At 70.5% G+C, this 14,712-nt stretch carries 12 protein-coding genes; 7 read left to right on the forward strand and 5 right to left on the reverse strand.

Translation table 11 applies throughout. From position 1 onward, the window contains the following. Nucleotides 1-35 precede the first annotated feature (35 nt). Nucleotides 36-899, forward strand: coding sequence for an NAD(+)/NADH kinase (locus Pka01_RS06375; protein WP_203881644.1), 864 nt, complete (start codon nucleotides 36-38; stop codon nucleotides 897-899). Nucleotides 900-1,004: 105 nt separating this feature from the next. Next, the gene (locus Pka01_RS06380) at nucleotides 1,005-1,301 is read left to right on the forward strand and encodes a threonine dehydratase (RefSeq protein WP_203881645.1); all 297 of its coding nucleotides are present in this window, start codon (nucleotides 1,005-1,007) and stop codon (nucleotides 1,299-1,301) included. 85 nt (nucleotides 1,302-1,386) lie between these two features. Here the strand turns inward: Pka01_RS06380 and mgrA are convergent, their stop codons facing one another. From mgrA to Pka01_RS06405, 5 genes are all read right to left on the reverse strand, one after another. Continuing rightward, complete coding sequence (mgrA, locus tag Pka01_RS06385; RefSeq protein ID WP_203881682.1) at nucleotides 1,387-2,376, reverse strand: L-glyceraldehyde 3-phosphate reductase; 990 nt, start codon at nucleotides 2,374-2,376, stop codon at nucleotides 1,387-1,389. A 210-nt stretch (nucleotides 2,377-2,586) separates the two neighbouring features. Then, on the reverse strand, nucleotides 2,587-3,216 hold the full coding sequence (locus tag Pka01_RS06390; RefSeq protein WP_203881646.1) for an alpha-ketoglutarate-dependent dioxygenase AlkB: 630 nt from the start codon (nucleotides 3,214-3,216) through the stop codon (nucleotides 2,587-2,589). A gap of 87 nt (nucleotides 3,217-3,303) precedes the next feature. Further along, nucleotides 3,304-4,479 (reverse strand): cytochrome P450, encoded by a 1,176-nt coding sequence (locus Pka01_RS06395; protein WP_203881647.1) that lies wholly within the window; start codon nucleotides 4,477-4,479, stop codon nucleotides 3,304-3,306. 74 nt (nucleotides 4,480-4,553) lie between these two features. Continuing rightward, nucleotides 4,554-4,937, reverse strand: coding sequence for a PPOX class F420-dependent oxidoreductase (locus Pka01_RS06400; protein WP_203881648.1), 384 nt, complete (start codon nucleotides 4,935-4,937; stop codon nucleotides 4,554-4,556). Nucleotides 4,938-4,957: 20 nt separating this feature from the next. Beyond that, nucleotides 4,958-7,114, reverse strand: coding sequence for an amylo-alpha-1,6-glucosidase (locus Pka01_RS06405; protein WP_203881649.1), 2,157 nt, complete (start codon nucleotides 7,112-7,114; stop codon nucleotides 4,958-4,960). A gap of 242 nt (nucleotides 7,115-7,356) precedes the next feature. On the opposite strand from Pka01_RS06405, the gene Pka01_RS06410 reads away from it, so the two are divergent. The 5 genes from Pka01_RS06410 (at nucleotide 7,357) to Pka01_RS06430 (ending at nucleotide 13,642) form a co-directional block, all read left to right on the forward strand. Continuing rightward, on the forward strand, nucleotides 7,357-8,406 hold the full coding sequence (locus tag Pka01_RS06410; protein ID WP_203881650.1) for a LacI family DNA-binding transcriptional regulator: 1,050 nt from the start codon (nucleotides 7,357-7,359) through the stop codon (nucleotides 8,404-8,406). A gap of 56 nt (nucleotides 8,407-8,462) precedes the next feature. Next, nucleotides 8,463-9,728: a sugar ABC transporter substrate-binding protein gene (locus Pka01_RS06415; protein WP_203881651.1), complete on the forward strand. Its 1,266-nt coding sequence runs from the start codon at nucleotides 8,463-8,465 to the stop codon at nucleotides 9,726-9,728. A gap of 85 nt (nucleotides 9,729-9,813) precedes the next feature. Further along, nucleotides 9,814-10,938 carry a carbohydrate ABC transporter permease gene (locus Pka01_RS06420; RefSeq protein WP_239114774.1) on the forward strand — a complete coding sequence of 375 codons (1,125 nt, stop codon included), beginning with the start codon at nucleotides 9,814-9,816 and terminating at the stop codon, nucleotides 10,936-10,938. Nucleotide 10,939: 1 nt separating this feature from the next. Continuing rightward, a complete protein-coding gene (locus Pka01_RS06425) occupies nucleotides 10,940-11,821 on the forward strand; it encodes a carbohydrate ABC transporter permease (protein ID WP_203881652.1) in 882 nt (293 codons plus the stop codon). Between the two features lie 393 nt (nucleotides 11,822-12,214). After that, a complete protein-coding gene (locus tag Pka01_RS06430; RefSeq protein WP_203881653.1) occupies nucleotides 12,215-13,642 on the forward strand; it encodes a discoidin domain-containing protein in 1,428 nt (475 codons plus the stop codon). Nucleotides 13,643-14,712: the final 1,070 nt, after the last annotated feature.

A 14,712-nucleotide genomic window follows, 5' to 3' on the forward strand; every position in this document is an offset into this window, starting at 1 on the left:
ACCGGGCGGTCCCCGGGAACTCGTACAGTGTGGGCATGGGCTTGGTCAGCACCGTCGGTCTGGTTCTGCATCCCCAGCGCGACTCCAAGGAGGCCATCGACACGATCGTCGAATGGGCGCGGGGACGGGAGGTCACGGTGCTCGGCCTGCCCGACGAGGTCGACCGCATCGACTGCAGCGCGATCGCGGTCGACAGCACCACGCTGGTGAAGCGGGCCGATCTCCTCGTCAGCCTCGGCGGGGACGGCACCATGCTCCGCACGATGCGGCTGATCGAGGGGCACCCGACGCCCATCCTGGGCGTGAACCTCGGCCGCCTCGGGTTCCTCGCGGAGATCGACGTCGAGGGCCTGTCCCCCGCGCTGTCCTCGATCGACAACCACGAGTACACGGTCGAGCCCCGCATGGCCGTGCAGGCGAAGGCGCCCGACGGCCGGATGATCACGGCGTTCAACGACATCGCCCTGGTGCGGATCCCCGGTGACGGCCTGTCCGCCGTGGCGGTGTCGGTCTACGGGCATCCGTTCGTCCGTTACGCGGCGGACGCGTTGATCGTGGCCACGTCGACGGGGTCCACCGCCTACAGCTTCTCCGCCGGCGGCCCGATCGTGTCCCCCAACGTCGAGGGCTTCCTGGTCGTGCCCGCAGCCGCGCACACGGCGTTCAACCGCGCCCTGGTGTTGTCGGCCGACGAGGAGGTCACCCTCGACGTGCTGCCCACCAGCGGCCAGCTGGCCATGGAGGTCGACGGGACGATCGGCGGCTATCTGTCCCCCGGCGACCGGCTCACCGTGTCCGCCCTGCGCGGGGCCGCCCAGGTCGTACGGCTCGGCACGACGAACTTCTACGAGCGGGCCCGGCGCAAGCTCCGCGTGAACGGCAGCGCCGAGGTCGACTAGGGGCCGCGGGGAGGCCCGCCGGTCCAGGTTTTCCTGACGTCTCGCCTGGTCAAAGGTTAGGGATCGGTGGGCGACACTCCCGTTGACGGGGGTACGTCCCCCGCCATGAACTCCACGGCACATCTAGAGCATTCCGGGCATACCCACGAGCATTCCTCGGGGTGCGGCCACACCGCCGTCAAGCACGGAGACCACACCGACTTCGCCCACGACGGCCACCTGCACCGGTCGCACAACGGGCACTGGGACGAGTGCGAACCGTCCGGACACGTCGAACACCAGCACGACCACCAGCACGGTGAGGGCTGCGGTCACGAGGCCGTGCAGCACGGCGACCACCTCGACTACGTCCACGACGGTCACCGGCACGCGGCCCACCAGGGCCACTGGGACGACCACTGACCCGGGCGCATCCGCAGGCCGCCGGCCCGGAGACGAACCCCCGGGCCGGCGCAGGACCGAACCGCGGTCCCGCCGCGGGAACCGCCTAGAGGAGGTTCTCGATCTCGGCGAGCTCCTCGGCGGACAGAGCCGGCGCGCCCACAGCGGCGACGTTCTGCTCCAGCTGCGTGACGCTGCTCGCCCCGATGAGCACCGACGTCATCCGGGGGTCACGCAGGACCCACGAAAGCGCCAGCTGGGCCAGCGTCTGACCCCGCCGCTCGGCGATCTTGTTCAGGCCGCGGAGCGACTCCAGCAACTCGGACGTGAGCCGGTCACGCGTGAGGAAGCGGCCGAGGGACATCCGGGAGCCCTCGGGGACGTTCCCGTCGAGATACCGGCCGGTCAGCAGGCCCTGAGCCAGCGGCGAGTAGGCGATGCACCCCGCGCCCGCCGCCTCCAGCGTGTCGAGGAGCCCGTCCCGCTCCGTCCACCGGTCCAGCATCGAGTAGGCCGGCTGGTGGATCAGCAGCGGGGTGCCGAGCTCCCGCAGGACGGCCGCCGCCTTGGCGGTCTGCTCTGCGGAGTAGTTCGAGATGCCCGCGTACAGCGCCTTGCCGGAGCGGACCGCGCGGTCGAGCGCCCCCATCGTCTCCTCGATCGGGGTCTCGGGGTCGGGGCGGTGGGAGTAGAAGACGTCCACATAGTCGAGGCCCATGCGCTTCAGGGACTGGTCGAGGCTGGCGATCATGTACTTGCGCGACCCCCACTCCCCGTACGGCCCGGCCCACATGTCGTAGCCGGCCTTGGTCGAGATGAACAGCTCGTCCCGGTAGGGCAGCAGGTCGGCATGCAGGATCCGCCCGAAGTTCTCCTCCGCCGACCCGGCAGGCGGGCCGTAGTTGTTGGCGAGGTCGATGTGCGTGACCCCGAGATCGAACGCACGGCGCAGGACGGCACGCTGAACGTCCAGGTTCGCGGTGTCGCCGAAGTTGTGCCACAACCCGAGGGAGACCTCGGGCAACAGGACGCCGCTGCGGCCGCTCCGCCGGTAGGTCATGCCTTCGTAGCGGCCGGGGGCGGCGGCGTAGTTCAACGGGGACATCCGAAGCCTTCTCTCTGTCTCATGCGACTGGTCTTCATGCGACTGGTCTTCATATGGCCGATCTTCAAATGCGACGGTCCCCGGAATCGGACAAGGGGACCACGACAGCACAACGATTCCAGATGACCCCGCGCGTCGACACGGCGGTCCGGAAAGCGGACATCGAAGGCATGGATCCCAGAGGACCGCGGAGAGCGCGGATCAGCGAACGCCGCGAGGGCGGAACTGGACGCTGATCCGCGGCCCGGTCGGGCGGGCGGTCTTGGGGACGGCGTGCTCCCACGCGCGCTGACAACTGCCGCCCATCACCAGGAGGTCGCCGTGGCCCAGCTCGTGGCGCAGCGTGGGGCCGCCGCCACGCGGGCGCAGCAGCAGGGCGCGCGGGGTGCCCACCGAGACGATGGCCACCATCGTGTCCTCGGAGCTCCCGCGCCCGATGGTGTCCCCGTGCCAGGCCACGCTGTCGCGGCCGTCGCGGTACAGGCACAGGCCCGCGGTGCGGAAGGGCTCGCCCAGCTCCCGGGCGTAGTGGGCGTCGAGGGCGTCTCTCGCCTCGTCGAGCACCGGGTCGGGCAGGGGCTCGCCCTCGCCGTAGAACTTCAGCAGCCGCGGGACGTCGACCACCCGGTCGTACATGTGCCGGCGCTCCGCGCGCCAGGGCACGCGCTCGAGGAGCCGCTCGAACAGGGCGTCGGCCCCGGTCACCCAGCCGGGCCGGACGTCCACCCACGCCCCGTGGTCGAGGACCGTGCGCCGGACCGTCGATCCGAGGAGACCGAGACCGGTCTCCTCGGACCAGCCGAGGAGAGTTCCCTGGAACGTGTCCGTCATGAGGCCAGTGTACGCACACTATTCAAACATGCATTCGATCTTCGGTGTGGATCTTGAGGGCTCGCCCGCTGGGCGCCCACCACCCGCTCACCAGGCCACCGGCACCTCGACGAACCCTCCCGTGATGCGGTCGGCGCGAACCGAGAGCCGCTCGTACGGCACCGCCAGGCGCAGCGCGGGGAAGCGCTGGAAGAGCGAGCCGAACACGGCCTCAAGCTCCACCCGGGCGAGACTCGCGCCCAGGCAGTAATGGATGGCGTAACCGAATCCGACGTGCGGCTCGGTGCCGTCGCGGCCGATGTCGAACCGGTCGGGCTCGGGGAAGGCCCGCTCGTCCCGGTTGGCCGCGATGGTCGCGAGCATCAGCGCGTCGCCCGCGCGGATCGTGACGCCGCCGATCTCCGCGTCCTCCCGGGCGTACCGGAGGATGCCGTGCTCACTGGGCGCGGCGACCCGCATGATCTCCTCGACCGCGGCCGGGACCAGGGAGGGGTCGCGCAGCAGCGCGTCGCGCTGGGCCGGGTTGCGCAGGAACAGCAGCACGCCGTAGTCGATCTGGTTGACCGTCGTCTCGTGGCCGGCGAACAGCAGGCCCCCGGCCATCCGGGCGATCTCATCCTCGGGCAGGTCCGCCGCGGCGAGGTCGGAGTAGACGTCCTCCGCGGGGTCGTCGCGCTTGGCCTGCACGATGGAGTAGGAATACGCCCGCATCTCGGCCTGGGCCGCGGCGGCGCTCTCGGCGTCCTCGAGGGAGGACATCGCGTCGGCGAGCGAGCGGAACAGATCCCTGTCCGCGTAGGGCACGCCCAGCAGCTCGCAGATCACCTGGATGGGCAGCGGGACGGAGAACTCCTCGTGCAGGTCGAGCGGAGGGCCCTTCTCCTCCATCCGGTCCAGAAGCTCACCGACGAGCAGGGTGATCCGGTCGGACAGGCTCCGCATGCGCCGGGCGGAGAAGGCCGGAGCCAGCAGGCGGCGCATGCCCTGATGGGCGGCGGCCTCACCCGCGTAGTCGCCGTTGGGACCACCGAGCAGAACGCTCTTGGACAGGCGGGGAGCCGACTCCGGCGTGGGGTGCGACCGGACGAAACGATCATCGGCGAAGACCTGCCGGATCTCGTCGTATCCCGTGACCAGCCAGGCCTCGTCGCCCGTTCTCGTGCGCACCTTGGCGACGGGGTGCTCCGCACGCAGTTCGCCGAAGGCCGGCGAGATCTCCAGCGCGTCGCCGCGGTCGAACGGCAACTGCCTCAGTTCGGTCATGTCAGGATTCCCTTCAGGAAATGCCGCCTCCTGACGTTCTCACCGGATACCGGGCGGGACAAGCACGCGGGACGTCAACCCTCCGTCATGATGATCCGGATGCCGACGGTCCCTTCGCGGCCACGGCGGATCTTGCTTCCCTTGACCGTCAGCCACCCGATCAGTCCGTACTTCCTGATGATCAGGCCTCGCACCCGCTCGGTGTCAGCGGCGGACATCACCTCCGCGCGCCCGGCCGCCGGCTCTCCGTTCACCCTTCCCCGGACATCGCACCCCGTGACCGTCACCTCCGGGTTGTTGCGGACGCGCTTGACCTTGCCCGTGCGCGTGCCCGTCCAGACCGCCAGGGCGTCGCCGTCGCGCACCACCCAGATGGGCGTGGCGACGGCGGTCCCGTTCCGGCGGAAGGTCGCGACGGAGACGTATTTCTCGGCCCCGAGCCGTTCGGTGATCGTCATGACGAGCACCCTACGGGCGCTCAGTCCTCCCCGGCGACGGACATGCCCGAGGGCAGGCCGGTGATGCCGGCACGCCCGTCGGCGCCCACGCTGACGCGGACCTCGGCGCCGGCCACCTGGAGTCCCTGGACGGACACCGCTCCGAACGGCGCCCCGGGGAGCGGCCGCAGCGTCACCCGCCCCTCGGGGACGTCGGGGTAGAGGCCGAGCGCCACGTGCGCGATCGTGACCGCGGCCGCGGCCGACCACGCCTGCGGCCGGCAGGCCGCGGGGTACGGCACGGGCCGGCCCACCACCTCACGGGCGTCGCCCGCGTACAGCTCGGGCAACCGGTATCCGAAGGACTCGCCCGCGGCCAGCAGCCCCTCGGCGAGCGAGGCCGCCTGCGCCCCGTGGCCCGCCCGGGCCAGCCCGGCGATGACGATGGCGGTGTCGTGCGGCCAGATCGAGCCGCAGTGGTAGGACAGCGCGCTGAACCCGCCGTCTCCCGACGACATCGTGCGCAGCCCGAAGCCCTCGGCCATCGCGGGCGAGGCCAGCAGGTCGGCGACCTCGGCCTCCTCGGCGGCCGACAGGATCCCGGTGCCGAGCAGATGGCCGATGTTGCTGGTGAGCGAGTCGACCGGCCGCTTGTCCCGGTCGAGCGCGAGCGCGGGGAACCGTCCCTGCGGTCCCTCCACCCAGAACCGGGCCCGGAACCGCTCGGCCATGGCGGCCGCGTGGTCGCGCCAGCGGGACGCCCCCGGCCGGCCGAAGGCCTCCAGCAGCGCGGCGGCGTGCCGGGCGGCCTCGTAGGCGTAGCCCTGCACCTCCGCCAGGGCGATCGGCGGCTCCGCCCGGGTGCCGTCGTGGAAGCGCACGGCGTCGCCGGAGTCCTTCCAGCCCTGGTTGGCCAGGCCGCGCTCACTGCCGTCGATGTACTCGACGAATCCGTCCCCGTCGGGGTCGGCGTGATCGCCGAGCCATCCCAGCGCGGCCTCCAGGTTCGGCAGCAGCGCCGCGACCTCGTGCTCGGGCAGGCCCCAGCGCCAGGCGTCGTGCAGGAGGCTGATCCACAACGGCGTCGCGTCGATGGTGCCGTAGTAGGCGGCGGGCAGCCTCAGGTTGTTGCCCTCCACGGCGAACTCGTGCCGCCGGAGCTCATGCATGATCTTGCCGGGCGCCTCGCCCGATCCCGGGTCGAGCCGCACGCCCTGGCGCCGGGCGAGCACGCGGAGCGTGCCTCCGGCGAGCCGCGTGCCGAGCGGGAGCATCATCCTGGCCGCCCAGAGGCTGTCGCGGCCGAAGAGCGTCAGGAACCAGGGCACGCCCGCTCCGAGGAACACGTCGTCGGGCGCTCCCGCCTCGGTCAGCCGCAACGACCGCAGGTCGTCCAGCGACTGCTGGAGCAGCCGGGTCAGGCGCCGATCGTCCGCGACGACCTCCGGCGCGCTCCACTCGGCGCGCGCGGCGGGGGCGACCACGACCGCGGCGGGATCGTCGATCGTCACGCTCCAGCGGAGGATCACCCGGGTGCGCGGGGCGAGCGTCACGTGCCAGCTCAGCCGGGCGGCGCCGTCCGGCTCTCCGTCACCGGCGACCGGGGAACCGGGTTCGCCCGGATCCGCCTCGGCGCCCTCCCCCGTCACCGCGACGCGGATCGCGCCCGACCGCCAGCTCAGCCCGCCGGGCCCCGCGGCCGCGGCGGCGGACGGCTCCGCGACGCCGCCGGACTTGACCACCTCGATGGGGGCGAAGTCGCAGCTCAGCTCGATGGTCACGGTGGCGCTCACGTCGGCGGACGCCGTGGAGGCGATCTCCACGGTCTCGGTCATGCCCGACGGGCCGACCTCCCTGACGCGGTCCAGCCGTACGGTCGGGTCGGGATGGCGGTCGCCGAGGTGGCGGGCCAGCGACACGAAGCGGGTGCGGCCCGGGCCCGCGGGCGCGTATGAGACGGCCTCGGGTTCCACGCCGTCGACCAGGAGCCTCACCTGCGACAGGGCACGGCTGTCCGCGTGGAACAGGCCCTGCACTCCGGCGGCGCGGATCTGCCCGTCGGGCCCGCTCAGCGCACTGGTTGGCGCCATGACGGTGCTGACGAGGTCGTGGAGCAACGGCTGGAGCCGGTACGGCGGGGCGGTGAGGTCGTCGGCCGACTCGGGTGCCGCTCCAGGGGCGAGTTCAGAGGTGGTCATGCGGCCGGACCACCGACAACGCCGTCACCGATGCAGTTTCGAACGCCGCCGTGAGTGCCGCGATGAGTGGGGAGAGCGAACAACGAAGGGGCCCCCTGTCGAGTCACCGGCCCTGATTCCACGAAGGTCTGGCCTTGACAGAATCCCGCCGGAGGTGCACATTGCGAAACACTTCCTTTACTTGAACGATCCAATCATGCCTTAATTCGTCTTGAACGTTCAAACCCACGGAAAGGCACGTTATGGCCGACAAGGTGACGATCGCCGACGTCGCTCGGGTGGCGGGCGTGTCGCGCCAGACGGTGTCCAACGTGCTGAACACCCCTGACGTCGTCCGCGAGGAGACCAGGCGGCGCGTGCTCGACGTGGTCGGCGAACTCGGCTACCGCGTGAACCGGGCGGCCCGTCAGATGCGGACCGGCCGCTCCCAGCTGATCGCCATCCGGATCGACCCCGACCGCGACGGAATCAACGGGTCGGTCCTCGACCGGTTCCTGCACGGGCTCACCGACTCCGCGGCCCGGGCGGGCTACCGGGTGCTGCTCTACACGGCCGACGACGACCGCTCCGAGGTGGCGACCTTCGAGGACCTGCTCGGCGCGTACGAGCCCGACGGCTTCGTGCTGACCGGCACCCACCACCGGGACCCCCGCGCCTCGTGGCTGCTCGACAAGGGCGTGCCGTTCGTCACCTTCGGCCGCCCCTGGGGAGAGGAGGCCACAACGCGTCATCCCTGGGTCGACGTCGACGGATCCGCGGGCACCGCGGCGGCCACCCGCCACCTGCTGGACGCGGGGCACACCCACATCGGCTTCCTCGGCTGGCCCGCGGGCTCCGGCGTCGGCGACGACCGGCGTGCGGGCTGGGTCCGCGCGCTCGCCGGGGCCGGGGTCGACCCCACCGGGCTGAGCCGGGCGACGAGCGACGCGGTCGCCGACGGCGAGGCCGCGGCCCGCGACCTCATCGACTCCGACCCCGGAGTCACCGCACTCGTCTGCGTGAGCGACTCGCTCGCGGTGGGGGCGCTCCACGCCGCGCGCTCCCCCGGACTCGCCTGGCGAGAAGAGGACACCCGGCCCGACCTGCCCATCGCGGTGATCGGCTTCGACGACACGCCCGTGGCGAAGGCGGTGGGGCTGACCAGCCTCAGCCAGCCGCTCAAGGAGGCCGCGGCGAACTGCGTCACATTGCTCGCGCGCATCCTGGAAGGGACGGAGACCGCACGCGCGTCGGCCGCGTCCCCGGCCCACGTGCTGCTCGAGCCTTCGCTGGTCATCCGGCAGTCGGCGTGATCGGCGTGATTCATCAGCAACTGTCCCCACCTCCCGAGAAAGATCAGGAAAGCGCGATGAAGCACAGCAGCGTCTCCAGGAACAGGACCATCAGGAACGCGGCGCTCGGCGCCGCCGCATGCGCCGTCGTGCTCACGTCGGCGGCCTGCGGAAGCGGATTCGACGACCCGGCCGCCGGGCCGACCCAGCAGACCAGCGGCCCCGCGAACCTGCAGATCCTCATCGGCTCCTCCGGCGACGCCGAGACCGCCGCCGTCAAGGACGCCGCGGCGAAGTGGGCCTCCGCGAACGGCGCCTCTGCGACGGTCACCCCCGCGCAGGACCTCACCCAGCAGCTCGGCCAGGCCTTCGCCGGGGACAACCCGCCCGACGTCTTCTACGTGGACGCCTCACGCTTCGCCGACTACGTGAGCGTCGGGGCGCTCGAGCCGTACGGCGACAAGATCTCCAACCCGGACGACTTCTATCCGAACCTGCGCACGGCCTTCACCCACGACGGGACGTTCTACTGCGCGCCGAAGGACTTCTCGACCCTCGCGCTGGTCATCAACCAGGACCTGTGGTCCAAGGCCAAGCTCACCGACGCCGACGTGCCGACCACCTGGGACCAGCTGACCGCGGTCGCCAAGAAGCTCAAGGCCGTCGACGTCACGCCGATCACGATCGGGGACACCCGGGACCGGGTCGGCGCGTTCATGGTCGAGGCGGGCGGCTGGATCACCAGCCCCGACGGCAAGCAGGCCACCGCCGACACCCCGCAGAACCTCGCCGCACTCGACTACGTCCAGTCGCTGCTGAAGGACAAGCTGGCCGCCTACCCCAAGGCGCTCGACGCGGGCTGGGGCGGAGAGGCCTTCGGCAAGGGCAAGGCCGCGATGACCATCGAGGGCAACTGGATCAAGGGCGCCCTCCAGGCCGACTTCCCCGACGTGAAGTACACGGTCCACGAACTGCCCGCCGGCCCCAAGGGCAAGGGCACGCTGTCGTTCACCAACTGCTGGGGCATCGCGGCCAAGAGCAAGTACAAGCAGCAGGCGATCAGCTTCGTCGAGGCCATGACCTCGGCCGACCAGCAGATGGCCTTCGCCAAGGCGTTCGGCGTCATGCCGTCCCGGCAGTCGGCCAAGGACGCCTACGTCAAGGAGTTCCCGAACGACGCCCCGTTCGTGAACGGCGTCGACTACGCCCAGGGCCCGGTCAACGCGCCCAAGATGGACAGCGTGCTGGCCGACTTCGACAGCGGCATCCAGCAGCTGTCCTCGACGGACCCCAAGGCCCTGCTTGAGCGGGTCCAGAAGAACACCCAGGCCGCCATCGGCTGACCCTCCCCCGACCCGAGCAGACCCTGGACGTCCCGGCTCCCGCCTCACGGCGGGGCCGGGCCGTACCGACCGGAAGGAGGCGGGAGTGGCCGGCACCACGATCCCCGCAAGCCGCGGCCGGTTCCGCGGCTCGACCGCCCTGCGGGACAACCTCGCGGGCTGGCTGTTCGTCGCGCCCGTCGTGATCATTCTCGGCCTGTTCATGCTGCTGCCGATCCTGATGGCGCTGTGGGTGAGCCTCACCGACTGGAACGGCCAGGGCAGCCCGTTCCGGAGCGGCGTGCCCTTCGTCGGAACCGGCAACTACACCCGGCTGTTCACCGAGGACGGCCTGGCCCGCCAGGACTTCATGACGAGCATCCGCAACAACATCTACTACGTGGCGATCGTCGTGCCGGCGCAGACGGTGCTCGCCCTCGGCCTGGCCGTGATCGTGAACAGCCGGATGCTGAAGGGCAAGACGTTCTTCCGCGCGGCGTTCTTCTTCCCCTCGGTGACCAGCTCGGTGGCGATCAGCGTCGTCTTCCTGTTCATATTCGCCAACTCGGGCGCGGTGACCAGCCTGCTCGGCGTGTTCGGAATCGACGGCCCGGACTGGTTCTCCGACTCCCGCGGCACGCTGCACCTGCTGCTCGGCGCCGTCGGCCTCGTCGACCCGTCGGCTCCCCCCGCGGCCCTCACCGGCGGCGGGCCGTTCGGGTTGTCGTGGTGGGAGTGGCTGTCCGGTCCCAGCGTGGCGATGACCACGATCATCATGCTCGTCGTATGGACCACGTCCGGCACTTTCATGCTGATGTTCCTGGCGGCTCTGCAGGACATCCCGGTGACGCTGGAGGAGGCGAGCATGCTCGACGGCGCCGGCCGCTGGCAGCGCTTCCGGTATGTGACCCTGCCGATGCTCAAGCCGACACTCTTCCTCGTGCTCACGCTCGGGCTGATCTCGACCTGGCAGGTTTTCGACCAGATCTACGTGATGAGCCAGGGCAACCCGTCGAAGACCACGCTGACCCCGGCGTTCCTCTCGTACCAGACCGCGTTCCGCAGCTTCGAGTACGGCTCGGGCACGGCGATCTCGTTCGTCCTCTTCTCGATCATCGTGGTGATGACGCTGGTCCAACGCTGGGTCATGCGGGAACGCGACGGCGGCTCACGACGCCGCCGTCCCGCACACGCATCGGGCCGGGCATCGGCCCGGACGGGAAGGTCCTGAGATGGCGACGGTCAAGAGCGCGGGCAAGGGACCCGGCGGCGGGTCGGCGGCGGCACGTTCGCTGGTGTCCGTCTTCACCGGCTACTGCATCCTGATCTTCTTCGCGCTCGTCTTCCTGTATCCGTTCGTCATCCAGATCGGCAACTCCCTCAAGACCGAGCCGGACGCGGCCGCCAATCCGCTGTCGCCGTTCCCCGACCCGTTCTCCACGGGCGGCTACGAGAAGGCCTTCCTCAACACCGACCTGCCCCTCTGGCTCGGCAACTCGCTGCTGGTCACCGTCATCGTCACGCTCGGCAGGGTCCTGCTCGACTCCATGGCGGGATACGCGCTCGCCCGGCTGCGCTTCCGCGGAAGGCGGGCGCTGTTCTCCGCGATCATCGCGGTGATGGCCGTCCCCGGTGTGGTGCTGTTCATCCCGAAGTTCCTCGTGCTGAACCAGCTCGGGCTCTACGACAGCTACACCGCGCTGATCCTGCCGGTGATCGTGGACGCAGCCGGCGTGTTCATCATGAAACAGTTCTTCGAGTCGATCCCGGTGAGCGTGGAGGAGGCCGCGCGCATCGACGGCGCCGGGGTCTTCCGCACGTTCTGGTCGGTCGTCCTGCCGATGGCCCGTCCCGCCCTGATCACCCTGACGATCATCTCCTTCCAGGGCACGTGGAACGAGTTCCCGCACACCCTGGTGGCGGTGCAGAGCCCAGAGCTGTTCACCCTGCCGCGCGGGCTCGCCGACCTGGTCACCGGGTCACTCGGCAAGGGCACGCAGTATCCGCTCAAGCTCGGCGCGGCCCTGATGGCCACCATTCCCGTGGCGGTCATCTTCGTCGTGTTCCAGCGCTACTTCGTGCGCGGCGCCAACGAGGGCGCGGACAAGGGCTGACCGTACGCGCCTGCCATGACCGGCGCGTACGGCGGCCCCGACACAGCGGCGGCAGCGGCCCAGCGGTGACGCCGGCGCAACGGCGGCGGCGGCGACCAAGTCGAGCATGTCCTGAAATTTCGCTTTACTTGTGGACTTACGGAGCGGTCAGAATTACAGTCGTGCCTGCGCGGGTGTGATCGATCGGCCATCACCTCGCAACCGGCGCGCCAGGTCACGGCACCTGACCACGCGCACCCTGCCCCACCGGGAGACGCCCTCGTCGGCAAGGCCCGCTCCCGTGCGGCGTGGCACTCGGCGATGCCCGCCGTCCCGTCCTCCGGCACCCGGAACGGCGGGCCTGTGACCCCCCACCCCTGAACGGAGCCTCTGTTGCGAAGGTGTCTCCTCGGCGTGCTGACGGCCGTGTCTCTCGTCGCCGCCGCGCTCATCGCCGTACCGTCAGCCGCGCTGGCCGCGGCCCTGCCGCGCACCGGATGGACGGCCACCGCGTCGGCCACCGGTGGCGGCGACGTCCCCGCGAGGATGCTCGACGGCGACTCCTCGACCCGATGGTCGACCGGAGTGCCGATGACGAGTGGCCAGTCGGTCACGATCGACATGCACGCGTCGCAGACCATCGACCAGATCACCATGGACTCGGCCGGCAGCACCACCGACTACGCCCGCGGCTACCAGGTCTTCCTGTCGTCCGACGGCGCCGACTGGGGCGCCGCGGTGGCATCAGGAACCGGAACCGCGCCGCTCGTCAGCGTGTCCTTCACGGCGCGCTCGGCCCGATACATCAGGGTCGTGCAGACCGGCAGCACGAGCTGGTGGTGGTCGATCGCCGAGTTCAACGCGTACAACTCGGGGCCGCAGCAGCCCTCCGGGCTCTCGCCCAACGTGCACCTGTTCTACTACCCGTGGTACGGCAGCCCCGCCGTCAACGGCGGCTACCGCCACTGGCAGCAGGGCGGCCACAACCCGCCCGGCGACATCGGCGCGAACCTCTATCCCAAGCTGGGCGCCTACGACTCCGGCGACCTCACGCGCGTGGTGAGTCAGCAGATGGCGTGGGTCAGGCAGTCCGGTGCGGGCGTCATCGTCTACAGCTGGTGGGGCCAGGGGTCGTATGAGGACCAGCTCGCCGCGGGCGTGCTGAGCGTCGCCGCCCAGAACGGCGTCAAGGTCGCCTGGCATCTCGAGCCGTACACGGGCCGCACCGCCGCCTCGACGGTCGCCGACATCAACTACATCAACGCCAGGTACGGCGCCAGCCCCGCGTTCTACCGCGACGCCGGGCACGGCAACCGGCCGGCGTTCTACGTGTTCGAAAGCCTCAGAATCGCCGACTGGACCGCGCTCGACCAGGTCAGGGCGTCCAGCATCGTGCTCGCGCAGACCACCGACACCTCGAAGGTCGCCCACTTCGGCGGCATGTACACCTACGACGGCATCGCCGGGGCGACCGCCCCCGGCTGGCAGAACGCCGCCGCGTACTGCAAGGCCAACGGGCTCGTGTGGGCGCCCTCCGTGGCTCCCGGCTACATCGACGACCGGGCCAACCCCGGCAACACCACCCCGACCCTCGGCCGGGCCAACGGTTCGACGTACGACACGGAGTGGAACAACGCCATCGCCACGTCGCCTTCGTGGGTGTCGGTCACCTCGTTCAACGAGTGGCACGAGGGCTCGGTGATCGAGCCCGCCAGCTCGAACCCGCCCGCGGGCTTCGGCTACGAGACGTTCCAGGGTGCGTACGGCACGACGGGCGCCGCATCCGAGTCGGCCTACCTCGACCGCACGCGTTACTGGATCGGCCGGTTCCCCGGCGCCTGATCGAAGCGATACGAATCGACCGCGTCCCCGGCCCGCCGCAGGCTCACTGCCTCGGCGGCCGGGGTTCACCCGCCCCGCCGCTTTTCGCACGCTCCGGCAACCGGGGTTCACACACCTCGGCGCTTTTCATGCGTCCCGGCGATCGCAGCCTCGTCCGGCCCGCTGACCGGGATCCACGCGCCGCCGCGATCGGGGTTCACCCGCCCCGCCGATCTTCCTGCGTCCCGGCGACCGCGACAGTCCGACCCGCTGACCGGGATCCACGCGTCGCGGTGACTGGGATTCACGCGTCGCAGCGATCGCGGCCGCGTCGGGCCCAGCGGATCAGCTCTCCGCCGAACCGGCTGCCCTACTTCGGACGCAGGCCCGGCGTTCGCTCCGAGCTTAGAATTCATGTTCGATATCTGTAGCGGAATGATTACTCAGTGTGAGATTATCCATACAGGTGTTCGATACAGATGGGCGGAAGGAGTGCCACCGTGGCCGAGCCTCGCGGGAGCCGTCACTCCTTCTCAGCACCCTCCTCGGCCCACGAGCCTGCCGGGGAACTGCCCTGCGGCCCGCAGTGGTGGGCTCAGCTGACAAACCGGGCCCGGTCATGGTCGACCGACGGCAGCTCGGCGTTGAGCTCACCACCCCTGACCGATCCATGGCCGGACTTCCCCCCGGACTCCGTGCCACCAGACTCCGAGCCACCAGACTCAGCACCGCCCGATTCCGCGCCGAACGACCCACCACAGTCAGACTCCGCACCGCATCACTCAACGCCACACGACCCGCCGCAGTCTGGCTCACCCGACCAGGCATGCACCGGGCAGGAGCCGCAGGCAGACACATCAGCCGAGCCGAGCGACTCAGCCGAATCGGCACGCACGTCTGACACATCAGACCCCACCGGCCTGGATGAGTTGGTGGCAGTGCTGGCGGATGCGGCCTCAGCGCTGGCCCTGGCGGGGTTGCCGGACTCTCCGGCAGCGTGTTTGGCACAGGCACAACAGTTGGCGTTCGCGCGGGATCGGTTGATCTCCGCCATCACCGCACGAGTGGAACGCGTGCACCGCACCGGCCAC

It is taken from the genome of Planotetraspora kaengkrachanensis (genome assembly GCF_016862895.1).
In the GTDB taxonomy this organism is placed as follows: Bacteria; Actinomycetota; Actinomycetes; order Streptosporangiales; family Streptosporangiaceae; genus Planotetraspora; species Planotetraspora kaengkrachanensis.